Source organism: Pseudomonas sp. FP1740 (assembly GCF_030687165.1).
Lineage (GTDB): Bacteria > Pseudomonadota > Gammaproteobacteria > Pseudomonadales > Pseudomonadaceae > Aquipseudomonas.
Genome location: NZ_CP117461.1, coordinates 3043199 through 3066656 on the forward strand (window position 1 = coordinate 3043199; position 23458 = coordinate 3066656).

The following is a 23458-nucleotide window of genomic DNA, read 5'->3' on the forward strand; positions in this document are numbered from 1 at the left end:
AGGTGATGGCCGCGGTGGAAATGATGGCGGCTAAAGAGGGGAGAGTTTACTGGCAAACACAGGGGATGTGGTCAGGCACTGATTTTGTGGCGAGGAGGCTTGCCCCCGTTGGGGTGCGAAGCGCCCCTTACAATTCTTCAGTGCCACCGAATTGCCTGGATTCATGACTGCTTCGCAGTCGAACGGGGCGATGCGGCGTTTCGACAAACCCCCTCGCCACATCCGCCCCTTCATCCCATTGGTCGGGACTATTTAGGGTAAAGCGGCGGCAACCCGCTGTCGCCGACCACGCCTTGAACCCCTTCGGCCGTCGGGATCGCCCGGATGGCGCGCCAGAGTTCTTCACCTTGCCAATACTGCCCGGTCTCGCTGTAGAGCGCGCCGTTCAGGCCGTCGAGGGCATCGGACAGCGGCACGAAACGGGCGGCCATGTCGGCCAGGGTTTCCGGTTGTTGCCGGGCCCAGGCGTCGAGGGCCTGGCGGGTGGCGTGGGTGTCGTTGGCCTGGCAGGCGCGTTTGAGGTCGTCGAGCAGCGTGCGTGGGCTCGGGCCGGTCTGCGCTGCCCGCAGGATTGCCGGTTGCGAGCGGGCGCGCCACCAGAGGCCGAAGCCCAGCAGGGTGGTGCAGGCCAGAATTGCCGTGCTGAGTTTCCACCACCAAAGGGCTTCGTTGCTGGCGCCGGACATCACCAGCGGGCTGCTCGCCGGGGTGTCGACGATCAGGCTCGGATTGCTCGCCACTTGCAGTGTGCGGGCCGGAAGACTGGTGTGTTCCAGGTGATCCTCGAAGGTGTTCCACCAGATCACTTCAACGCTCGGCAAGTCGATGTCGCCGGTGCGGGTCGGCACCAGGGCTTCACGGTCCTCGCGACTGCCGACCAAGCCACGCTCCCCGCTCTGGTTGCTCAGCACCGGTTGATCCGGGTAGCGCCGCAGGCCGTTGATCTCGGTGGCGGGCAACGGTGGCAGTTGAGAACTGGCGAGGCCCTCGGCACTCAAGGTCAGGCTGCGGGTCAGCGAGTCGCCGACCTGCGCATGATCCGGTTCCGGACTCCAGCTTTCACTCAGGCTCAGGCTGCGGGCCGGTAGCCAGGGAACATCGGCTGGATAACTGCCGGGCTTGGCCTTGACCGTCAGCGGAATCTCGGTGGAACTGACGCGCATCAATTTGCCCGGTTTTGGCCCCTGGGGCGATCCGTCCTGGGACGGTTGGGTATCGACCAGTGTGGCACTGAATACCTGCGCCGGAATGGTCAGCACGCCGCTGTGCTGCGGGTAAATCGCGTAGCGCATTTCGATCACGCCGTGGCGCAAACCGTTGATGGCTTTCTCGTAGGTGCGCGACTCGCCCAGTTGTTCGATGCGCGCGTCGGGAATCTGCAGCGGGGTCAGGCTGCTGTCGTCGTACAGCGACACCGAATGATAAATGCGCAAGGTCAGGATCGCCTGAGCCTGCACATAGACGCTGCTCTGGTCGAGGCTGGCTTCGATGAACACCGGCGCTAGCGTGTTGCTGGTGTCCTGGGTTTCGCTTTCGGTCACCTGCACGGTAATCGGTTGGCTCTGCGCCTCGCCCAGTTGCAGTGACGGAATCACCACGCTGCCGTTCTGCCGGGGCAGCAGGGTGATGATCCAGCGGGTAGTCGCTTGAGTGTTGCCGTTGAGGGTGTTCGGTTGGTTGACCTGACGGGTACCGCGCACCTCGAACTGCGGCTCCAGCGGAGTCAGGTCGGGTTTTCCGAACTGGGTCACGTCGCTGGATTCCAGAGTCAGTTCGACCGTCTCCCCGGAACTCAGGCGACTGCGATCGACACTGGCGACCAGCTCCGCAGCCTGGGCCTGAGCGGTCCACAGAAGCAGTGCAAGCAAGAAGGCGGTGAAGCGGGTCATCGAGTTTTTCCCTGATCCTGATGTTGTTGCTGTTCGTACCAGAATTTGCGCCTGAGCAGTTCGCCGGGGTCATCCGGGATCTTGCGCAGCCATTGCTCCAGCGCCTGTTGCTGTTCGCCTTCGAGCAAGTCGCTGGCGGGGCGCCGTGGTGGCGTGGTGCTTTGTTCATCCCCCAATTCGCTGCCCGGAACTTCATTGGCGCCCGGTTGCGGTGGTGCCGTGGGCGGCTGCTCGGCGTCCGGCGTGGCCTGTTGGGCATCGGTTTTCGGCTCGCCATCACTCGGCTGGGTGGCGCTGCCCGGTGGCGGTTCCTGAGGCATGGTTTCGGTTTTGCCCTCGGCGGTTTTGTCCGGCTCGACGGGCGGTGTAGCGGTTTTCTGCTTGAGCAGCGCTTCCACCAGCGCCTTGTTGGTCAGCGCCGGGCGCAGGTCTGGCTGAAGTTCCAGCGCTTGCTCATAAGCATCCAGCGCCGCTTCCAGTTCGCCGCTTTTGGCCAGCGCGTTACCCCGATTGTAGTGGGCGTGGGCGTCGTTGCCTTGGGCAAACCGCTGGGCGGCGCCACTGTAGTCGCCTGCTTCATAGAGCGCCACACCTTGCCATTGCGGGTCTTCGAAATGCTGTGCGGCTTCGGCAGGGCGCTTTTGTTTGAGCAAGTGCAAACCCTGCTGATCGGGCCGCAGCCACAAGTCTTCGAAATCGAAGGCATAACTCGGTTGCGGCAGCAGGAACAGCAGCGGCAAGCAGAACAGCCAGCCGCGACGCCCGGCACAGGCGGCCAGCAATAATAACGGCAGCAGCAGCCAGTAACCCTGATCGGCCCAAGTGTCGAGGCGTAACGTCTGGCCGTCGTTGCGCAGGTCCCGTGGGCCGTCGAGCAGGCCGAGGTCGCGCAGGTCGGCATCGTCCAGGCGGGCCTGGGCATAACGTCCACCCAGGCCATTGGCAAAGGCTTTCAGGCTGGGGCCGTCCAGATGCGGCACCAGAATCGCGCCCTGATCGTCCTTGAGGAAACTGCCGTCGTCCTGCGCGACCGGCGCACCTTCGGCGGTACCGATGCCGAGCATCAGAAATTGTGTGGACTTGGCGTCCAGCGCCTGACGAATCCCTTGGCGTTCGTTTTCCGTCAGCGACGAACCGATCAGCAGGATCCGCCCCTGGCCGAGGGCACCCTGATCCAGCAGCGTCAGGGCCTTGGCCACCGCGAGATCGGCGCGATGACCGGCCTGGGGCATCAGCGACGGCTTGAGCGCATCCAAAAGATTGCGGCTGGTCGACAGGTCGTCCGACAGTGGCACCAGCGTGTGGGCGCTGCCGGCGTAGACGACGATGGCGGTCTGCGCGTCGCTGCGGTTTTGCAGCAGATCCAGCAGTTTGCGCCGGGCCTGTTCCAGCCGGTTTGGCGCAACGTCTGCGGCGAGCATTTCCGGGGTCAACTCAAGCAACACCACCAGCGGGTCAGCGGGTTTCTGGCCGGTTTGCTCGACGCGTTGCCAGCTCGGCCCCAGCAGGGCCAGCACGGTCAGCACCCAGGCCAGGCCCAGGGCGACCCATGGCAGTTTGCTCTCGCGACCGCTGCCACCACTGAGCAACGCGGCATGGAAGGCCGGTGGCAGAATCATTTGCCAGCGACCCGCGCGCTTCTGCCGGTGCCAGAGTTGCCAGAGCAACCAGCCCAGCAACGGCAGCAATAGCAGCCACCAAGGACGGAACCAGTACGGCCAGAGAGCGATCATCGGCGCCTCCGCAGACGCAGGCGTTTGAGGCGCTGACGCCAGTCGGGCAGTTGCGTATGCAGAAACCGCTCTTTGGTAAACAGCTTCTTGGTGAATAGACGTTGCAACGGGTTATCCGGCCAGCGCTCACGGATCACCAGCAGCATGCTCAACAGCAGCGCCATCGCCAGAGGCCAGTGATACAACGCCTGGGCCGGACGGGCCTGCGTAGGTTGCTGGGCCACCGGTTCCAGTTTGTCGAGGGTGGTCTTGATCGCCTGCAATTCCTGGCCGTCGCGGGCGCGGAAATACTGGCCTCCGGTGGCTTGGGCAATGGCTTTCAAGGCCGGCTCGTCGAGGTCCAGGCTTGGATTGATACCCAGGAAGCCCAGGGTGCCGCTTTGTTCCGGGTCGGCGCCGATGCCGATCGGGTAGATTTTTACGCCTTCATTCGCCGCCAGGCGTGCGGCGGTCAGCGGATCGATTTCGCCGCCATTGTTGGCACCGTCGGTGACCAGAATCAGCACGCGGCTTTGTGCCGGGCGTTGGCGCAGGCGTTTGAGGGCCAGGCCGATGGCGTCGCCGATGGCGGTGTTCTTGCCGGCGATGCCGATCCGCGCTTCGTCGAGCCAGACACGCACGGTGTGGCGGTCGAAGGTCAGCGGCGCTTGCAGATAGGCCTGGCTGCCGAACAGGATCAACCCGACCCGGTCGCCATCGCGACTTTCGAGAAAATCACCGAGCAAATGCTGCACCAGTGACAGTCGGCTGACGTCTTCGTCCTGCCACTGCATGTCGGGGAAGTCCATTGAGCCGGAGACGTCCACCGCCACCAGCAAGTCGCGGCCACTGGCGGCAATTGGTAGCGGTTCGCCGAGCCATTGCGGGCGCGCCGCGGCGATCAGCAGCAACAGCCACATCAGAATGAACGGGGCTTGCTGGCGCCAGGTCGGCAGGTTGGCCCGGGCGCGGCGGCGAGCGAGGCCTTCGAGGTCGCTGAGGAAGCTGACCTTGAGCGCCGGTTCGCCGCTGTCGGCCACCGGCAACAGCACCCGCATCAGCCACGGTAGCGGCAGCAGGGCGAAAATCCACGGCCAGGCGAACTCAAACATGTTTGCGAATCCAGGTGTCCACGGCTTGAGTCAGGCCGGCGATGGCCTTGTCGTCGAGCTTGCATTCGGGCTTGTAGGCACCTTCCACCAGCACCATCCAGCGCGTGAGGCCGGCAGCCGGGCAGCGGTTATCAAGGAACGCCAGCCATTGGCGCCCGTTAAGGGTGTGGCTCTGGCTGTAGGGGTAATGGTTGCGGCACAGGCGTTTGAGCAAGCCGTTGAGTTGCTGCAGCCACGCACCGGCCGGGGCGCCGTCGTAGGGTTTGGGCATCAGTGCGAGTTCGGCCAGGGCGGCGAGGCGCACCGGGTCCAGCGGTTGTTCGGCACGGACGATCGGGCGCTTGTCCGGAATGAAGCGTCGCAATTGCCATACGCCGAAACCGATCAGCGGCAGCAACAACAGCAGCAGCCACCAGCCCGGTGCCGGCGGCCAGAAGCCGATCGGTGGCGGGGAAATCAGCGGTTGCAGTTGATCGAGGCTGCTCATCGACCTTTCCCCGGACGTTGTGGGTTCAGGTATTCGCGCAATTGCTCGACCATTTCACTTTGGGTACTCAACGGCATCAGCAACACCCGCAGCTTCTGCGCCAGCAGCTCCCAGCGGTCAATGCGTGCTTCCGCTTGGGCGCGATAGGCCTGGCGCAGGTCGAAATTCAAGGTGTCGAGTTCCAGTTGCGCGCCGTGTTCGGCAAAGCGAAGCAGGCCGGCGGCGGGCAGGGCGTGATCCAGCGGGTCGGACACCGGCAGCAGCAACAAGTCGCAATGGCGCGACAACAGGCTCAATTGCTGCTCGGCACTGTCGGACAAGGCGCGTTCGTCGCAGATCACGATCACCAGGCTGCCGGGGCGCAGCACTTCCCGGGCGCGGCGCAGGGCAATGCCGAAGGCGTCGCGGTCAGGTTCGCGCTCGGTGTGCAGCGACTGATTGACCCGCACCAGCCGGTTGAGCAGTTGCAGCAGGCTCTGCTTACTGCGGCGCGGCTTGATTTCGTAATGCTCGTTATCGCCGAACACCAGCCCGCCGACCCGGTCGTTATGCCCCAGCGCGGCCCAGCCAATCAGGCTCGCGGCCTGGGCGGCCAGGACCGACTTGAACATCAACCCGGAGCCGAAAAACAGCCGGCGGCTCTGTTCAACCATGATGAAAATCGGTCGTTCGCGCTCCTCATGGAACAGCTTGGTGTGCGGTTCCTGGGTCCGGGCGGTGACGCGCCAGTCGATGCTGCGCACATCATCGCCGGCCTGATAGACCCGCACCTGATCGAAGTCCACCCCGCGCCCGCGCAGTTTGGAGTGGTGCAGGCCGATCAGCGGGCTGCGCTGGCTCGGCGTGGAAAACAGCTGCACTTCGCGCACGCGATGGCGCATCTCGATCAGCTCGGCGAGGCTGATGCGGATGCCCGGCTCGGGCGGCAGAAGGGTGTTCATCGGGGTCAAGCGACGGCTACGACGTCGAGAATCCGCTGGACCACCCGGTCCTGGTCGATGCCAGCGGCTTCGGCTTCAAAGGAAAGAATGATGCGGTGACGCAACACATCGAACAGCACCGCCTGAATGTCTTCCGGGCTGACGAAGTCGCGACCGGCCAGCCAGGCATGCGCCCGGGCACAACGGTCGAGGGCGATGGAACCGCGTGGACTGGCGCCGTAGGCGATCCATTCGGCCATTTCCGGGTCGAACTTGGCCGGGATCCGCGTGGCCATGACCAGTTGCACCAGGTATTCCTCCACGGCGTCGGCCATGTACAACCCGAGGATTTCCTTGCGCGCGGCGAAGATCGCCTGCTGGCTGACCCGGCGTTCAGGTTTGGTTTCGCCGTGCAGTGCTTCGCCACGGGCCTGTTGCAGAATCCGTCGTTCGACGGTGGCGTCGGGGAAGCCGATTTTCACGTGCATCAGGAACCGGTCGAGCTGGGCTTCGGGCAACGGGTAGGTGCCTTCCTGCTCGATGGGGTTTTGCGTGGCCATGACCAGAAACAGCGGCGACAGCTCGTAGGTGCTGCGCCCGACGCTGACCTGGCGTTCGCCCATGGCTTCGAGCAGGGCCGACTGGACCTTGGCCGGGGCACGGTTGATTTCGTCCGCCAGCACCAGGTTATGGAAGATCGGGCCTTGCTGGAACACGAAGCTGCCGGTTTCCGGGCGATAGATTTCCGTGCCGGTGATGTCGGCCGGCAGCAGGTCGGGGGTGAACTGGATGCGATGGAACTGTGCTTCGATGCCTTCGGCGAGTTCTTTGATGGCCTTGGTCTTGGCCAGCCCCGGGGCGCCCTCGACCAGCATGTGACCGTCGGCGAGCAAGGCGATGAGCAAGCGCTCAATGAGTTTTTCCTGGCCGAGAATCTGCGTTGAAAGAAAGGTTCGCAGCGCGAGCAGCGCTTCACGATGTTCCATCGATGACTGTTCCTGGAAAGGGTGACCGAAGACGTTCGAATAACGCCAGGGCTGGGGGCGTTACTTTAATCCATCGCGGGGGGCGCCGACTAACGGCATTTTGTGCAAAGTGCGGATTAACGCTCGTTCCCACGCAGAGCGTGGGAACGATCACCTCAAAACCGGTAGGAGCGAGCGGTGCGGCGATCCGATTTGCCCGCGAAGGCGCCCATTCAGCCACCATCAGATTTCGCTGATGTAAGTACCAATCCCCTTGAGGATGTTCTGCAAGGTTTCTTCCACCTCAGCCAGATCGCTGGCATCGGTACTGTGCAGGATTTCCAGCGAATCATTGCCACCCAGCGCATCGACATCGGCGGCGGCGATTTCGATCAGCAGGCGGTCTGCAGCGAGGGTGACTTTCACGCCATCCAGGGCCGACGGCTTGTCGTGGAAGATGATCTCCAGCTCGTCCTCGTCCGGAAAGCGGCTCATCAGGAACATTTCGCCCTCGGCGCTGGTGCAGCAGAGCATGGCCAGATTGTCTTCTTCGTCATCGCACGGGTTGACGATCAAGAGGTCGGTTGTGATTTGCATGGGGAAAATCCTGGCTCGGCGAGCGTTGTGAACACAACAAACGGCAATTCTGCCAGCCCTCGGGAATTTCTGCTTGGCTGAGTGTCAGAGGATGCGTCGTGAACATCCGATGCATCTCGAGTCATTTCTGGTACGAAGGTGCTGTAAATCCGGGCATAAAACGCCCATTTTTCTGCACGGCTGCTAGTGTTGTTCGAGGCGCATGCCACGAGTTACGTGCCGATGACCGAATATGTCGCAGCGCTGCAAGCACGGCCCTTGCCGCACTGGTTAAGCTGCGCAACGGATGAGCACCCGTAAAGGCATTGTCGATGGCTCAATGGTAGCCCCGCCAGTCGTTTTTGCAGATGCCCATTCTAATGGAAGGTGAATGTGACCTGAGTGTCTCGTCCAGCTTCACCCAACTGTCGTCCTGTTTCCTCTGCCCGAGAATCAGGAACAGGGTGACGGATTGCCCCGAAAGGGGTTTGCACGCGACGCTTCCATCAATAACAAGCCCAAGCGGAGTACCACAGATGGCGTTCTTCACCGCAGCCAGCAAAGCCGACTTCCAGCACCAACTGCAAGCGGCACTGGCGCAGCACATCAGTGAACAGGCACTGCCACAAGTGGCGCTGTTCGCCGAACAATTTTTCGGCATCATTTCCCTCGACGAGCTGACCCAACGTCGGTTGTCCGATCTCGCCGGTTGCACCCTTTCTGCATGGCGCCTGCTTGAGCGCTTTGATCACGCTCAATCGCAAGTGCGTGTCTACAACCCCGATTACGAACGCCACGGCTGGCAGTCGACCCACACCGCGGTCGAAGTGCTGCACCACGATCTGCCATTCCTGGTGGATTCGGTGCGTACCGAGCTGAATCGTCGCGGCTACAGCATCCATACCCTGCAAACCACTGTGCTGAGCGTGCGTCGCGGCAGCAAGGGTGAGCTACTGGAAATCCTGCCGAAAGGCACCCAGGGTGAAGGCATTCTGCAAGAATCGCTGATGTACCTGGAAATCGACCGTTGCGCCAACACGGCCGAATTGAATGTCCTGACCAAAGAGCTGGAACAGGTTCTCGGTGAAGTCCGCGTTGCGGTCGCCGATTTCGAACCGATGAAAGCCAAGGTCCAGGAGCTGATCGAAGGCATCGACAATAGCCAGTTCGCTATCGACGCCGAAGAAAAATCCGAAATCAAGAGCTTCCTGGAATGGCTGGTGGGCAACCACTTCACCTTCCTGGGCTACGAAGAGTTCGTGGTGGGCGAGGATCAGAACGGCGGTCACATCGTCTATGACCAGAACTCGTTCCTCGGCCTGACCAAACTGCTGCGCGCCGGCCTGACCGTCGATGACCTGCGCATCGAAGACTACGCCGTCAACTACCTGCGTGAACCGACGCCGCTGTCGTTCGCCAAGGCGGCACACCCAAGCCGTGTCCACCGTCCGGCCTACCCGGACTACGTGTCGATCCGCCAGATCGATGCCAACGGCAAGGTCATCAAGGAATGCCGCTTCATGGGCCTGTACACCTCGTCGGTGTATGGCGAAAGCGTGCGGGTCATTCCTTACATCCGTCGCAAGGTCGAGATCATCGAGCAGCGCTCGGGCTTCCAGGCCAAGGCTCACTTGGGCAAGGAACTGGCCCAGGTACTTGAAGTGTTGCCTCGCGATGACCTGTTCCAGACGCCGGTGGATGAGTTGTTCGCCACCGTGATGTCGATCGTGCAGATCCAGGAACGCAACAAGATCCGCGTATTCCTGCGCAAAGACCCGTACGGTCGTTTCTGCTACTGCCTGGCCTATGTGCCGCGTGACATCTACTCCACCGAAGTGCGCCAGAAGATCCAGCAAGTGCTGATGGATCGTCTGAAAGCCTCTGACTGCGAGTTCTGGACCTTCTTCTCCGAATCCGTGCTGGCCCGTGTGCAGCTGATTCTGCGGGTCGACCCGAAGAACCGTCTGGACATCGACCCGGTTCTGCTGGAAAAAGAAGTGGTGCAGGCCTGCCGCAGCTGGCAGGACGACTACGCCAGCCTGGTGGTCGAGAGCTTCGGCGAAGCCCAGGGCACCAACGTGCTGGCCGACTTCCCGAAAGGCTTCCCGGCCGGTTACCGCGAGCGTTTCGCCGCCCACTCGGCTGTGGTCGACATGCAGCACCTGCTGAGCCTGAGCGAAAAGAATCCGCTGGTGATGAGCTTCTATCAGCCGCTGGGTCAGGTATCGGGCCAACGTGAGCTGCACTGCAAGCTGTATCACGCCGACACGCCGCTGGCGTTGTCCGATGTGTTGCCGATCCTGGAAAACCTCGGCCTGCGCGTACTGGGTGAATTCCCGTATCGCCTGCGCCACAACAGCGGTCGCGAGTTCTGGATCCACGACTTCGCATTCACCGCCGCTGAAGGCCTGGAACTCGACATCCAGCAACTCAACGACACCTTGCAGGACGCCTTCGTCCACATCGTGCGTGGCGATGCCGAGAACGATGCGTTCAACCGTCTGGTGCTGACCGCCGGCCTGCCATGGCGCGACGTGGCGCTGCTGCGTGCCTATGCCCGTTACATGAAGCAGATCCGTCTGGGCTTCGACCTGGGTTACATCGCCAGCACCCTGAACAACCACACCGACATCGCTCGCGAGTTGACCCGGTTGTTTAAAACCCGCTTCTACCTGGCGCGCAAGCTGGCCAGTGACGATCTGGAAGACAAGCAACAACGCCTGGAACACGCGATTCTGAGCGCACTGGACGATGTTCAGGTGCTCAACGAAGACCGCATCCTGCGTCGTTACCTGGACCTGATCAAGGCGACCCTGCGGACCAACTTCTATCAGACCGATGCTCACGGTCAGAACAAGTCCTACTTCAGCTTCAAGTTCAACCCGCACCAGATTCCAGAGCTGCCGAAGCCGGTTCCGAAGTTTGAAATCTTCGTTTACTCGCCGCGCGTCGAAGGCGTGCACCTGCGCTTCGGCAACGTGGCTCGCGGCGGTCTGCGCTGGTCCGACCGTGAAGAAGACTTCCGCACCGAAGTCCTGGGCCTGGTAAAAGCCCAGCAAGTGAAGAACTCGGTCATCGTGCCGGTGGGGGCGAAGGGTGGCTTCCTGCCGCGTCGCCTGCCACTGGGCGGCAGCCGTGACGAGATCGCGGCCGAGGGCATCGCCTGCTACCGCATCTTCATTTCGGGCCTGTTGGACATCACCGACAACCTGAAAGACGGTGCGCTGGTACCGCCGGCCAACGTCGTGCGCCATGACGACGATGACCCGTACCTGGTGGTGGCGGCGGACAAGGGCACTGCGACCTTCTCCGACATCGCCAACGGTATCGCCATCGACTACGGCTTCTGGCTCGGCGACGCGTTCGCATCTGGCGGTTCCGCCGGTTACGACCACAAGAAAATGGGCATCACCGCCAAGGGCGCGTGGGTCGGCGTACAACGCCACTTCCGCGAACGCGGCATCAACGTCCAGGAAGACAGCATCACCGTGGTGGGCGTCGGCGACATGGCCGGTGACGTGTTCGGTAACGGCTTGCTGATGTCCGACAAGCTGCAACTGGTTGCAGCCTTCAACCACCTGCACATCTTCATCGACCCGAACCCGGAGCCTGCCAGCAGCTTCGCCGAGCGTCAGCGCCTGTTCGACCTGCCGCGTTCGGCCTGGTCGGATTACGACACCAGCATCATGTCCGAAGGCGGCGGTATCTTCTCCCGTAGCGCGAAGAGCATTGCCATCTCCGAGCAGATGAAAGAGCGCTTCGACATTCAGGCCGACAAGCTGACCCCGACCGAACTGCTCAATGCCTTGCTCAAGGCACCGGTAGACCTGTTGTGGAACGGCGGTATCGGCACGTACGTCAAAGCCAGCAGCGAAAGCCACGCCGATGTCGGCGACAAGGCCAACGATGCACTGCGCGTGAACGGCAACGAACTGCGCTGCAAGGTTGTGGGCGAGGGCGGTAACCTGGGCATGACCCAACTGGGCCGCGTCGAGTTCGGCCTCAATGGCGGCGGTTCCAACACCGACTTCATTGACAACGCCGGTGGCGTGGACTGCTCCGACCACGAAGTGAACATCAAGATCCTGCTGAACGAAGTGGTTCAGGCCGGCGACATGACCGACAAGCAACGTAACCAGTTGCTGGCGAGCATGACCGACGAAGTCGGTGGTCTGGTGTTGGGCAACAACTACAAGCAGACCCAGGCATTGTCGCTGGCGGCCCGTCGTGCCTTGCCACGGATCGCTGAATACAAGCGCCTGATGAACGATCTGGAAGCCCGTGGCAAGCTGGACCGCGCCATCGAGTTCCTGCCGTCGGAAGACGCGATCAACGAGCGCGTCGCGGCAGGCCATGGCCTGACCCGTGCCGAGCTGTCGGTGCTGATCTCCTACAGCAAGATCGACCTCAAGGAGCAGTTGCTCAACTCCCTGGTGCCGGACGACGACTACCTGACCCGCGACATGGAAACCGCTTTCCCGCCGACGCTGGTCAGCAAGTTCTCTGCCGCCATGCGCCGTCACCGCCTGAAGCGCGAAATCGTCAGCACCCAGATCGCCAACGATCTGGTCAACCACATGGGCATTACCTTCGTTCAACGTCTCAAAGAGTCGACCGGCATGAGCCCGGCGAACGTGGCCGGCGCTTACGTGATCGTGCGTGACATTTTCCATCTCCCGCACTGGTTCCGTCAGATCGAAGCCCTGGATTATCAGGTCTCGGCCGACGTACAACTGGAGCTGATGGACGAGCTGATGCGTCTGGGCCGTCGCGCTACGCGCTGGTTCCTGCGTGCCCGTCGCAACGAGCAGAACGCTGCCCGTGACGTCGCGCATTTCGGTCCGCACCTGAAAGAGTTGGGCCTCAAGCTTGACGAACTGCTCAGTGGCGAGATTCGCGACACCTGGCAGGCTCGCTATCAGGCGTACGTCGAAGCCGGTGTGCCGGAGTTGCTGGCACGCATGGTGGCTGGCACCACGCACCTGTACACCCTGCTGCCGATCATCGAAGCCTCCGACGTGACCGGCCAGGATCCAGCAGATGTGGCCAAGGCCTACTTCGCCGTGGGCAGTGCGCTGGACATCACCTGGTACCTGCAACAGATCAGCGCCCTGCCGGTTGAAAACAACTGGCAAGCCCTGGCCCGTGAAGCGTTCCGCGATGACGTCGACTGGCAACAACGTGCGATCACCATCTCGGTCCTGCAACAGGGCGACGGCACCCAGGACGTGGAAACACGCCTGGAGCTGTGGATGGAGCAGAACGAAGGCATGATCGAACGCTGGCGCGCCATGCTGGTGGAAATCCGTGCCGCCAGTGGCACTGATTACGCCATGTACGCGGTGGCCAACCGTGAATTGCTGGATGTCGCGTTGAGCGGTCAAACGGTAGTACCTGCCGTTATCACCGCCACTGCGGGTGCCGAGCTGGAACCGGCTGCCTGATTGAGCGTTGAATGAAAAAGCCCCGTCTCGAGAGAGACGGGGCTTTTTTTTGCCTGATGTATCGTCCTGAATAAGGTTTACACCTTCTGACTTATCTTCAGGAGGAACCAATGGATACGGGGAAAAGGCGCAGCCAGCGAGATTACACGCTGGGCTTTAAATTGGCAGTCGTCGATCAGGTCGAAAAAGGCGAGTTGAGTTATAAAGAGGCTCAACGGCGCTACGGGATTCAGGGGCGGTCGACTGTGCTGGTGTGGTTACGCAAGCATGGGCGGCAGGACTGGAGCCAAGGCGCCTCTATTCGCGCCCAGAGGAGCCGACCGATGGACGAACAAAGTTTGCCGCTGACCCCTGAGCAGCGAATCAAGGAGCTGGAGGAAAAACTGGCCCTTGCCAATCAGAAAGCCCAATTCTTCGAAGCGGTGGTTGACGTATTGAAGAACGATTACGGGGTTTCTATCGTAAAAAAGCGATCCGGCAAGTCCTCACCCAAGGGCAAGTCCAAGGCCTCAGCATTCAGAGGGCTTGCCAGTTTCTGGGCATATCCCGGCAGGCGTACTACAAACGAAACCGGGCGCGCAAGCCAGTCATGCTCAGAAAGTGCTGGGTTTTGTCCTGGAAACACGTCTTCAGATGCCCCGGCTGGGCACTCGCAAGCTGCATGGCCTTATGCAGGCGGAGCCTGAGCTGACGCAAACGGTAGGTCGAGATCGGCTATTCGATATCTTGCGAGACAATCGGCAACTGGTTCCTCGCAAGCGCGCCTATCACAAGACCACTGACAGCCATCATCGCTTCCGCCGACATCCGAACCGGTTAAAACCTGGCCCTGATCAAGTGACTGCCACGGGACCCGAGCAGGTCTGGGTGGCGGACATCACCTATTTGCCGACCCAACAAAGCGTTGCCTATGTGAGCTTGGTGACCGATGCCTACTCTCGCAAAATCGTCGGCCATCACGTGCATGAAACCCTGCACACCGAATCGGTCATCCAGGCGATGAGTAAGGCTCTACGGGGCAGAAGAACGGATCAGACGCTGGTGCATCACTCAGATCGCGGCTCGCAATACTGCTCTGATCTCTACCAGAAGTTGCACGCCAAACATGGAATCAGGTGCTCGATGACCGACGGGTATGACTGTTATCAGAACGCTTTGGCAGAGCGTGTGAACGGGATCTTGAAGACAGAGTTTCTGCTTCACCGACCTAGAGATCTGGCCGAGGCGATTCGAATGGTCGACGAGTCGATAAGCATCTACAACAGCAAACGTCCGCACCTATCGTTGAAATGCAAAACGCCCGATGCGGTGCATCGGGCGTTTTGAGGGTGAAACAGGTGTAAACCTATTTCAGGACTAGACATGACGGTTTTTTGGGGGGCTGGTCGGGCCTTCGCCTCAGCGATCAGTTCTGCAAAGGAATCAACACTTTCTCATCCGGGGCCAACACCATGAACACCAACAGCTTGGCGGGTTGGGTGGCACTGGCATTTTTCGAGACCAGATGTTCCGAACCGGCCGGCTCATACCAGAATTCGCCAGCCTTGTAGGTAATCGCTTTTTCGCCTTTGACTTGAGAAGTGATCTCCCCCGAAAGCACATAGGCCATGGCCGTACCCTGGTGTTTATGGGCAATGGAAGATTGGCCCGGCTGGTAATCGACTTCGATCATCAAGGCTTTTTTGCCGGGGGCGTTTTTCAGCATCTGGTCTTGCAGGATGGTGACATTTTCCGAAGGGGCGGCGGTTTTGTCGGCGAATGCCGAGGCTGAAACGCTCAGGGCCAGGGCGGTGAGAGAGGCGGCAAAAAAACGAAGTGCATTCATGGTTGATTACCTGTGGTGGTGAGTCGTCAGGGACCACAGTAAGCCGCGCTATCGGCTAATCAAACGGCCAATTTTCCGGAAGGTGAGGGGACCAATCACTGATGTTACGTTCCCTGTAGCAGCTGTCGAGCTTGCGAGGCTGCGTTCGGCTGCGAAGCAGTCGTCAAATCAGAACTCGCGGTGCGTCAGACAGATCGCGTCAGCTGGACTCACGACTGCTTCGCAGCCGAACGCAGCCTCGCAAGCTCGACAGCTGCTACGGGGCTGCGATCTTTTGATCTTGTTTCAGACGATAGGAAAGCTGTTGAAGTCGACGGCATTGGCCAGTCGGCTGTCGATCAGGCCGATAAAGCCTTGCACTTCGGGGCAGTTGAAATGCGCTTGCATGGCCGCTTCCGATTGCCAGCGGGCGCTGACCGTCCAGCGGGTGTCGTCTTCGGGGCAGCGGTCGACCATATAGCCGTCACAGCCCGGAAGTTCGCGCAGGGTGTCGACAATCTTTTGCAGTTGTTTGCCCAGTTCGTCCGAGCGACCGGCGGCAGCTCGTATCTTTACGGTGTTGAACACTTGGTTGGACATTACTCACACTCCTGAATCAGGCCGGACGAATCCTGCTCATTGAGGGATAACGCCCATGCAGGATAGGCCTGCCCCCTTGGACCGCCAATAGCCAATCACCGGATAAAACCGCAGACCAATCCCTCAACCAACCTGCTGCAAAATGTCCCGCAAACGGTCCAGGGCGATGTCGATGTCCAGGGTTTCGATCGCCCCGAATCCCAGGAAAAGCCCGGCCCGTGGCGTTTGCTGGTAAAAAAAGTCGTCCAGGGTATAGAGCCCCACTTCGACTTTTTTCGCGAGTTCGATCACCAATGGAATATCGACCGGCACCTTGCACAGTACCGCCATGTGAAACCCGGCCGTGGTCGGCACCGCTTCGAACCATGGCGAAAGGTCGCCCGCCATCCTCGCCAGGATCCGTTCGCGGCGCCCGGCGTAAATCGTGTGGCAACGCCGGATGTGCTTGAGCAGACAGCCTTCGGCGATGAACTTGGCCAGCGCCCATTGGGGCAGGGTGGAGGTGTGCCGGTCGGTGAGTTGCTTGGCGCTGATCACCGCTTCGAGAATCGCCGGCGGCAAAATCGCATACCCCAGCCGCAACTCCGGCAACAGGGTCTTCGAGAAGGTGCCGACGTAGGCGACGATGCCGCGTTCATCCAGGCTTTGCAGCGAGTCGGTGGGCCGTCCTTCATAGCGGAACTCGCTGTCGTAATCGTCCTCGATGATGATCGCCCCCAGTTCGTGGGCCCGCTCCAGCAGCGCCAGCCGACGCTCGTGGCTCATGGGCATGCCCAAGGGGAACTGGTGCGAGGGGGTGACATAAATCAGCCGCGTGCCGTCGGGAATGTGCTCGACCTGGATGCCTTGCGCATCGACCGGCACGCCGACCACCGTTGCGCCATGAGTCCCGAACAACAGGCGCGCCGGAGGGTAACCGGGGTCCTCCATGGCCACGAGGCTGCCCGGTTGGGTCAACACCCGGGAAATCAGGTCCAGCGCTTGCTGCGCGCCATTGCACACCACCACGTCTTCGTCCTGACAATTGACCCCGCGGGAAAATGCGATATGCCGTGCAATCGCATTGCGCAACGCCGGCAGGCCTTCGGGCAGGCTATAGAAACCCTTGGCACCGGCGATCTGGCGCAAGGCATGGGAGGTGCAACGGCGCCAGTCGTCCTGCGGGAACTGGCCCTTGCTGGTTGCGCCACCGATAAAATCGTAGCGCAGCGAGCCTTCCAGCGTCGGGTGGCGCAAGAACGTCGGCAGCTTGCGCCAGCGCTCGATGATCTCGAAACTGCCCAGTTCCAAATGGCTTTGCTTACGGACGACTTTTGCCGCTCGCGCATTGACGTAAGTGCCTTTGCCGATCACCCCGGTGAGGAAGTTTTCGTAGGTCAGTTGCGCATAGGTGTCGGAAATGGTCTTGCGCGAAATCCCCAGTTGTTCGGCCAGCAAACGGCTGGGCGGCAGCTGCGTGCCAGCGGCCAGGCGCCCGGATTCGATGGCGCTGCGCAGTTGCCGGTACAACTGGCCCGCCAGGTCCTTGCGGCCATTGATGACAACATGAAGTTCCATACCGGCGGGGCTCCTGCGGCGATTGTGAGGCGACTGTGCGTCGCGCCAGATTACCTGCATGAGTGATTGCACAGAAGTTGTGTGGGTGAAAAACTGGTAATTGGTCTTCTGTCGGGTGGTCCATGGCTTTTTCGCTGAATTGGCTCTGTAACGCTCGTGCATCAGCGCCTAACGTGGAGATACCGATTCGCGCCACGAGGCCGCCGCCATGACCGTTCGCCTGGATTACTACAGCGCATCGCCTAAGGCGATGAAAGCCATGATCGCCATGGAGGCCTTGACCCGTGATCTGAGCATCGAACCGGCGTTGCTGAACCTGATCAAGATCCGCGCCTCGCAGCTCAATGGCTGCGCCTTCTGCACTGACATGCACTCGGTGGACGCACGTCGTATCGGCGAGACCGATCGGCGGCTGTATGCGATCGTGGTCTGGCGTGACAGCGGCTTTTTCAGCCCTCGGGAGCGGGCGGCCCTGGCCTGGACCGAAGCGGTGACCCTGCTTGCGCAAAGCCACGTGCCGGACGATGTTTATGCACTGGCCCGGGAGCAGTTCGGTGAAGGGGAACTGGTCGACCTGACGATGGCCATCAGCGCCATCAACAGCTGGAATCGCCTGGCGGTGAGTTTTCGGCAAACGCCCGGCGGTTGATTATTGGTTTGGTTTTTGCCCGCTTGTCATATCAGGTTCATGAACGATCAGCAGGATGAAACGCTCAAGGACAGATCGACAGGGAGTCATCAATGTCATTCATGGAATCCGCTGGGCGTCAGGGCGTGGCCGAGTACCGTTCGCCCGTAGAGCACAGCAACGCCTTACGCTCACTGATGGCCGGAATCGATCCGGTGTTGCTGCAGTCTTTCAGGGTCAGCGCCCGCTGTGGCTGTTTCATGCAAGCGGCCCGCAGTCTCAACATCAAGTCGACCCAGTTGCGTAAACAATTGGCGCAACTTGAAACACAACTGCAGCGCTCGTTGTTCAGCCATTCGGGCAATGGCTTTGCCCTCAGTCGTGATGGGTTGCAACTTCAGGCGCAGTTGATTGCCCTGGCTCGTGAACGTGACTTGCCGATAATCGAACAGCCCTTGATTCGTCTGGCTGTGGCCGAAACGATCCTGCATGACATCCTCGGTCGCGACCTGGTCGCGCTGCTGCGGCGCAACGCCAGTGTGCGCCTGGACATCATTTCCCTCGACAGCGAACTGTCCCTGCGGGCGATCAGCGCCGATGTGGTGGTGTGGCTGACAGGCACGGATACGCCGTTACCAGGCCCCAGTTTTGCCATCACCGAACCCCAGCGTCTGGCACGACTGGACAATCTGCCGCACATTGCCAAACGTTACTCGCGGGTCGCGGCCCGCCCGGACAGCCTGGGTGACCTGGCCGACTTCATGCTGGTGCAATGGCAGCACGATCGCCAGGTCGAGACCTTTGGGCCGTGGAACCGTCTGGTGGAGCAGCGCCTGGCGGGGGTGGTGCAGTTGCATTCCTATGAGCTGATGCTGGAGATGATCCGTTGCAGCGCCTGCATCGGTTTGCTGCCGCACTACATGAGCCGATTCGATCGAGGGCTGCTGGCGTTGCCCGGGCTGTTCAACCAACCGATGCAGCGCCAGGTGTGGATGGCGGTCAATGCCGACTCCCGAAATGAGGCCGAGGTGCAGGGAATCGTCGAGCTGATCCGCAACACCTTCAACGAGCGGCGGGAGTGGTTCGAGCAGCTTGACTGAGCTTCTGGCAGAACACCTTTGCGCCGTTATAGAGTAAGCGGCCATGTACGCATCAAGGACGAAACATTCATGCCCGCCGACTCCGTCATTACCCTCGAACGCTTCAACGAATCCCACATCGAGGGCGTCACCGCCCTCTACAACGACCCGGCTGTGGCCCGTCAGGTGCTGCAAATGCCGTTTCAGTCCACCGAGGTCTGGCGCCAACGCCTGATGGCGGACAATGAACGGGCGGTGAAACTGGTGGCGCTGCACCAGGGAACGGTCATCGGCAACATCGGTCTGGAACAGTTTTCGCGAGTTCGCCGCAGCCACGCCGGCAGCTTCGGCATGGGTGTCGCCGTGGCTTGGCAAGGCAAGGGTGTCGGTTCGAAGCTGCTGGCGGCGGCGCTCGACGTCGCCGACAACTGGATGAACCTGCAACGGGTCGAGCTCTCGGTGTACGCCGACAACGAAGCGGCCATCGGCCTGTATCGGAAATTCGGCTTCGAGACCGAAGGCCTGTTTCGCGACTATGCCGTGCGTGACGGTCGCTTGGTCGATACCCTGAGCATGGCGCGCTTGCGTCGCACGCCCAAGGAAGGTTGAGTCAGTCGCCCAACGCAAACGCCACCGCCGCCTGCGCATGCAGTTCGGTGGTGTCGAACAAGGGCAGGGCGCTGTGCTCGGGTTTGATCAGCAGGCCGATTTCGGTGCAACCGAGGATGATCGCCTGGGCGCCGCGTGCGGTCAGCGATTCGATCACCCGTTGATAGACCTGGCGCGATGCCTCGCTGATCACCCCGCCGCACAATTCGTCATAGATGATCCGGTGCACGGCCTGGCGTTCATCAGCTTCCGGCACCAGCACTGTCAGGCCCTTGGCCGTCAGACGCGCCTTGAGAAAATCCTGTTCCATGGTGAACGCAGTACCGAGCAGACCCACCCGCAGCGCACCGACATCCAGCGCTGCCTGAGCGGCAGGGTCGGCGATGTGCAGGAACGGAATATCGATCGCCGACTGAATCTGCCCGGCCACCTTGTGCATGGTGTTGGTACACAGCACCACGCAGTCAGCGCCGCCAGCCTCCAGGCGTTGCGCGGCATCCACCAGAATCGCCGCCGCATCGTCCCAGCGCCCGGCATGTTGGGCCTGTTCGACAGGGCCGAAGTCGACGCTGTACATTAGCAATTTCGCCGAACGCAACGGCCCGAGGCGGTCGCGTACCTGCTGGTTGATAAGACGGTAATACTCGGCGCTGGACTCCCAGCTCATGCCGCCGATAAGGCCGATAGTGCGCATGTCGTGCTCCTGTGAATGGCAAACCCTTGGGGAGAGTGTCCAGTGGATCCTTGTTCCGATCTATCAGGAAATTTCACATGCCCGGTGTGCTGAGCGAGAACCTGTTGGGCGGTAGACTCTGTCTGCAACTTTTGCCCCGTGCGCCGTACAGCGCGCGGGATCCGGCGCAGTCGCAAACCCTCGGGGTGACGCTGGAACGTCAGCAGGGCGTGCATGCGATCGATTCTGACCGGCGGACGGATTTCGATACCTGGCCGGGCGTATTGGCGTACACGCCGGTCGGCGTGGAGGTGTTTTCTGAATCGGCCACCGGTGGCGAGTATCTGCTGATGCGGCTGGATGAGCCGTTCGCCAGCGAACTGTTACCGGCCGCCACTCACCGCATGCAATCTTGCGGCAATCGGCGTGCACTGACCCTGGCGCGAGATATGCGGCGTCAGCTGCTCGCCACGCAGCCCGACCTGCTGGCGCTTGAGCAATGTGCCGTGGCGCTGGTTGGCGTCGCGGGTTCGATAACCGATACAACGCAGCGTGCCACGCCCAAGGCCTTTTCCCGAGTCATGGCGCAAATCGCCGAGCAGTTCCAGCACCCCCTGACGCTGGAACAATTGGCTGTCACCTATGGGCACAACGAACTGCGCTTTCTGCGCGATTTCACCCAGGCTATTGGCCTGACGCCTCACGCCTACCTCATTGAAGTGCGGCTTCAGGCCGCACGCAGGCTGATCGAGCGCACGGCTCTGCCCTTGGCCAGCATCGCTCTGGATGTCGGCTTCGCCCATCAGTCCCACATGGGCAGTGCCTTTCGCAAACACCTGGGCATGACTCCCAGCCAGTACCGTTCACGCTTTTAGTCGTACGCCTGTGGCGCGCATCTGCCATGCTCAAAGTCCGCAGCACCGCTTCAACCAAAGGAACACCGCAATGGACGACGTACAGCAACTGGGCGAGATGCTTCGCCACTACGCAGAAAGCGAAGCGCACAAGAAGCAACTGTTTGAGGCGCAATCGGCCGTGTGGGCGACGCGCATCGGGGAGTTGTTCGATCAGATCCAGCAGTGGCTGGCACCGGTCCTGGCGCCGAACCTGCTGGAAGTGAACCGCGAGGCGTATGTCGCATCCGGGCCGAGCGTGCCGGTGGAGACGTCGACGTTCAAGACCGAGAAACTGAGCATCGTCATCGCCGGCAAACCGGTGGAGTTTGTACCGGATGTGATGGGTGCGGGTGGGCAGATTTCCCTGGCCGTGATGGGGTTGACCGCGGCGCGCTATGGCAGTATTTCGCTGGTGTGCCTGCCACCGTCCAGCGCCTGGCAATGGCGCAAGACCAACGGCCTGAAAGACCCGGACACGTTTGCCTTCGATGCAAACTTTTTGGCGCAGCAACTGCAGAGCCTGATTCCCCGCGAGCGCAACTGACGCGATGATCGTTCCCATGCTCCGCGTGGGAATGCAGCCGGGACGCTCTGCGTCCCATTGGAACGCGGAGCGTCCCTTGAGGCATTCCCACGCAGAGCGTGGGAACGATCATCAAACTTCGAGGTTGCCCCAGCCAGGTTTCAACTCTTGCGGCGCTACCGCTTTCACTGTCTTGCCGGTAGCCAATTCCACCCGCCGCGCCACCTCGGGGTCATCGGCAAACGGAATCAGGCTGGCATCGTCCAGGCTCTCGGGCGTCTGCTGTTTCAAGCAGTATTCGATCGCCAGCCAAAGACCCAGCACGCCCAATAGATTCAACGCCATTTCGATCATGTCAGGCTCCTTGCCTCAGGCATACTGCGCTTCAAGTTCGGCCATCTTCACATCCGCAACCCGCACCGTACGCCACACGTTATAAGCCATCAGCAGCATGCCGCTGAGGAAGAACACCCCGCCGACAAACCGCACGATGAAGCCCGGATGGCTGGCCTGCAGCGCCTCGACGAACGAGTAAGTCAGCGTGCCGTCGTCGTTGATTGCACGCCACATCAATCCCTGGGTGATGCCGTTGACCCACATCGAGGCGATGTACAGCACGGTGCCGATGGTCGCCAGCCAGAAGTGCAGGTTGATCAGCGGCACGCTGTGCATTTGCGTGCGGCCAAAGACTTTCGGGACCATGTGATAGATGGCGCCGAAGGTGATCATCGCCACCCAGCCTAGGGCGCCGGCGTGCACGTGGCCGATGGTCCAGTCGGTGTAGTGGGAGAGGGCATTGACCGTCTTGATCGCCATCATCGGCCCTTCGAAGGTCGACATGCCATAGAAGGCCAGGGACAGCACCAGAAACCGCAGGATCGGGTCGGTGCGCAACTTATGCCAGGCCCCCGACAGCGTCATCATACCGTTGATCATCCCGCCCCAGCTCGGCGCCAGCAGAATCAGTGACATCGCCATGCCCAGCGACTGAGCCCAGTCCGGCAGCGCGGTGTAGTGCAAATGGTGCGGGCCCGCCCAGATATACAGGGTGATCAGCGCCCAGAAGTGCACGATCGACAAGCGATAGGAATACACCGGCCGACCCACCTGTTTCGGCACGAAGTAATACATCATGCCGAGGAACCCGGTGGTGAGGAAAAAGCCCACCGCGTTGTGCCCGTACCACCACTGCACCATGGCGTCGGTGGCCCCGGAGTACACCGGATACGACTTGAACCAGTCCACCGGAATCGACAGGTGATTGACCACGTGCAGCATGGCGATCACCACGATGAACGCGCCGAAGAACCAGTTGCCGACATAGATATGCTTGGTCTTGCGGCGCACCACGGTGGTGAAGAACACGATGGCATAGGCGAGCCAGACCACCGTCATCCACACCGCGCCGGAGAACTCGATCTCGGCGTATTCCTTGGTTGTCGTGTAGCCGAGCGGCAGGCTGATCAGCATCACCACGATCACCGATTGCCAGCCCCAGAAGGTGAATGCAGCGAGTTTGTCCGAGAACAGCCGCACCTGACAGGTGCGCTGCACGGCGTAGTAACTGGCGGCGAATTGCGCGCTGCCGGCAAAGCCGAAAATCACCAGGCTGGTGTGCAGCGGACGCAAGCGGCCGAAGGTGGTCCACGGCAGGTCGAGGTTCATCTCGGGCCATACCAGTTGCGAGGCGATCCATACCCCCATCGCCATCCCGACGACGCCCCATACCACGGTTGCCACGACGAATTGGCGGACGACCTTGTAGTTATAGGCCAGTCCGATTGTTGCTGTGCTCATGGTCAGTTCTTCCACGGTTGCAAAGTCTTGCCAGGCCACCCGGTCTGGCATGCGATGAACTGTAGAAACCCTGCCGGAAACAAAACAGTCTCAGGAAACTTTCATTTGTACGGATCAGATGCGGGGCACGCCTGCGGCCATCAGTCGCGTCCTGATACGGTTTTTTAGTGTTTAGCTGAATCTGTAA

The 23458-nt window shown here is 61.1% G+C and carries 19 protein-coding genes and 1 pseudogene; 7 read left to right on the top strand and 13 right to left on the bottom strand.

Translation table 11 applies throughout. The annotated features are described in order from the left end of the window. Positions 1-248 precede the first annotated feature (248 nt). The 7 genes from PSH69_RS13865 to PSH69_RS13895 all read right to left on the bottom strand — a co-directional run bounded on the left by PSH69_RS13865 (position 249) and on the right by PSH69_RS13895 (position 7682). Positions 249-1889 (bottom strand): BatD family protein, encoded by a 1641-nt coding sequence (locus PSH69_RS13865; protein WP_305412544.1) that lies wholly within the window; start codon positions 1887-1889, stop codon positions 249-251. Next, positions 1886-3622: a tetratricopeptide repeat protein gene (locus PSH69_RS13870; RefSeq protein WP_305412546.1), complete on the bottom strand. Its 1737-nt coding sequence runs from the start codon at positions 3620-3622 to the stop codon at positions 1886-1888. Before PSH69_RS13870 ends, PSH69_RS13865 begins: the two co-directional genes overlap by 4 nt. Continuing rightward, positions 3619-4713 (bottom strand): VWA domain-containing protein, encoded by a 1095-nt coding sequence (locus tag PSH69_RS13875; RefSeq protein WP_064618194.1) that lies wholly within the window; start codon positions 4711-4713, stop codon positions 3619-3621. The genes PSH69_RS13870 and PSH69_RS13875 overlap by 4 nt, the downstream gene beginning before the upstream one ends. Next, positions 4706-5200: a DUF4381 domain-containing protein gene (locus PSH69_RS13880; protein ID WP_007941296.1), complete on the bottom strand. Its 495-nt coding sequence runs from the start codon at positions 5198-5200 to the stop codon at positions 4706-4708. The genes PSH69_RS13875 and PSH69_RS13880 overlap by 8 nt, the downstream gene beginning before the upstream one ends. Continuing rightward, entirely contained in the window at positions 5197-6141 is a 945-nt protein-coding gene (locus PSH69_RS13885) for a DUF58 domain-containing protein (protein WP_018926162.1), read from the bottom strand. Before PSH69_RS13885 ends, PSH69_RS13880 begins: the two co-directional genes overlap by 4 nt. Positions 6142-6146: 5 nt before the next feature. Continuing rightward, positions 6147-7106 (bottom strand): MoxR family ATPase, encoded by a 960-nt coding sequence (locus PSH69_RS13890; protein ID WP_007941298.1) that lies wholly within the window; start codon positions 7104-7106, stop codon positions 6147-6149. 222 nt (positions 7107-7328) lie between these two features. Further along, positions 7329-7682, bottom strand: a complete 354-nt coding sequence (locus tag PSH69_RS13895; RefSeq protein WP_305412549.1) for a hypothetical protein — start codon at positions 7680-7682, stop codon at positions 7329-7331. Between the two features lie 515 nt (positions 7683-8197). On the opposite strand from PSH69_RS13895, the gene PSH69_RS13900 reads away from it, so the two are divergent. Next, positions 8198-13105: an NAD-glutamate dehydrogenase gene (locus PSH69_RS13900; protein ID WP_305412550.1), complete on the top strand. Its 4908-nt coding sequence runs from the start codon at positions 8198-8200 to the stop codon at positions 13103-13105. Positions 13106-13215: 110 nt separating this feature from the next. Continuing rightward, positions 13216-14431: pseudogene (locus tag PSH69_RS13905) on the top strand (IS3 family transposase). A 79-nt stretch (positions 14432-14510) separates the two neighbouring features. Here the strand turns inward: PSH69_RS13905 and PSH69_RS13910 are convergent. From PSH69_RS13910 to PSH69_RS13920, 3 genes are all read right to left on the bottom strand, one after another. After that, positions 14511-14930, bottom strand: a complete 420-nt coding sequence (locus PSH69_RS13910; protein WP_018926159.1) for a cupin domain-containing protein — start codon at positions 14928-14930, stop codon at positions 14511-14513. A 285-nt stretch (positions 14931-15215) separates the two neighbouring features. Next, a complete protein-coding gene (locus PSH69_RS13915) occupies positions 15216-15509 on the bottom strand; it encodes an antibiotic biosynthesis monooxygenase family protein (RefSeq protein ID WP_305412551.1) in 294 nt (97 codons plus the stop codon). Positions 15510-15632: 123 nt separating this feature from the next. Next, entirely contained in the window at positions 15633-17066 is a 1434-nt protein-coding gene (locus PSH69_RS13920) for a PLP-dependent aminotransferase family protein (protein WP_305412552.1), read from the bottom strand. Positions 17067-17274: 208 nt separating this feature from the next. Between PSH69_RS13920 and PSH69_RS13925 the strand changes: the two genes are divergently transcribed. The 3 genes from PSH69_RS13925 to PSH69_RS13935 all read left to right on the top strand — a co-directional run bounded on the left by PSH69_RS13925 (position 17275) and on the right by PSH69_RS13935 (position 19382). Beyond that, positions 17275-17715 carry a carboxymuconolactone decarboxylase family protein gene (locus PSH69_RS13925; protein WP_018926156.1) on the top strand — a complete coding sequence of 147 codons (441 nt, stop codon included), beginning with the start codon at positions 17275-17277 and terminating at the stop codon, positions 17713-17715. 92 nt (positions 17716-17807) lie between these two features. Then, positions 17808-18794, top strand: a complete 987-nt coding sequence (locus tag PSH69_RS13930) for a LysR family transcriptional regulator (RefSeq protein ID WP_305412553.1) — start codon at positions 17808-17810, stop codon at positions 18792-18794. Positions 18795-18863: 69 nt separating this feature from the next. Further along, entirely contained in the window at positions 18864-19382 is a 519-nt protein-coding gene (locus PSH69_RS13935; protein WP_018926154.1) for a GNAT family N-acetyltransferase, read from the top strand. A 1-nt stretch (position 19383) separates the two neighbouring features. Here the strand turns inward: PSH69_RS13935 and PSH69_RS13940 are convergent, their stop codons facing one another. Then, positions 19384-20076, bottom strand: coding sequence for an aspartate/glutamate racemase family protein (locus tag PSH69_RS13940; protein WP_305412554.1), 693 nt, complete (start codon positions 20074-20076; stop codon positions 19384-19386). Between the two features lie 77 nt (positions 20077-20153). Between PSH69_RS13940 and PSH69_RS13945 the strand changes: the two genes are divergently transcribed. Together PSH69_RS13945 and PSH69_RS13950 are read left to right on the top strand one after the other, a co-directional pair. Beyond that, positions 20154-20930: a helix-turn-helix domain-containing protein gene (locus tag PSH69_RS13945; RefSeq protein ID WP_305412555.1), complete on the top strand. Its 777-nt coding sequence runs from the start codon at positions 20154-20156 to the stop codon at positions 20928-20930. 70 nt (positions 20931-21000) lie between these two features. Continuing rightward, positions 21001-21495 carry a hypothetical protein gene (locus PSH69_RS13950; protein ID WP_305412556.1) on the top strand — a complete coding sequence of 165 codons (495 nt, stop codon included), beginning with the start codon at positions 21001-21003 and terminating at the stop codon, positions 21493-21495. 111 nt (positions 21496-21606) lie between these two features. Here PSH69_RS13950 and PSH69_RS13955 read toward each other — a convergent pair whose 3' ends face one another. Both PSH69_RS13955 and ccoN read right to left on the bottom strand, forming a co-directional pair. Continuing rightward, entirely contained in the window at positions 21607-21828 is a 222-nt protein-coding gene (locus tag PSH69_RS13955; protein ID WP_305412557.1) for a cbb3-type cytochrome c oxidase subunit 3, read from the bottom strand. A 15-nt stretch (positions 21829-21843) separates the two neighbouring features. Then, positions 21844-23271 carry a cytochrome-c oxidase, cbb3-type subunit I gene (gene ccoN, locus PSH69_RS13960; protein WP_026286424.1) on the bottom strand — a complete coding sequence of 476 codons (1428 nt, stop codon included), beginning with the start codon at positions 23269-23271 and terminating at the stop codon, positions 21844-21846. Between the last annotated feature and the right edge of the window lie 187 nt (positions 23272-23458).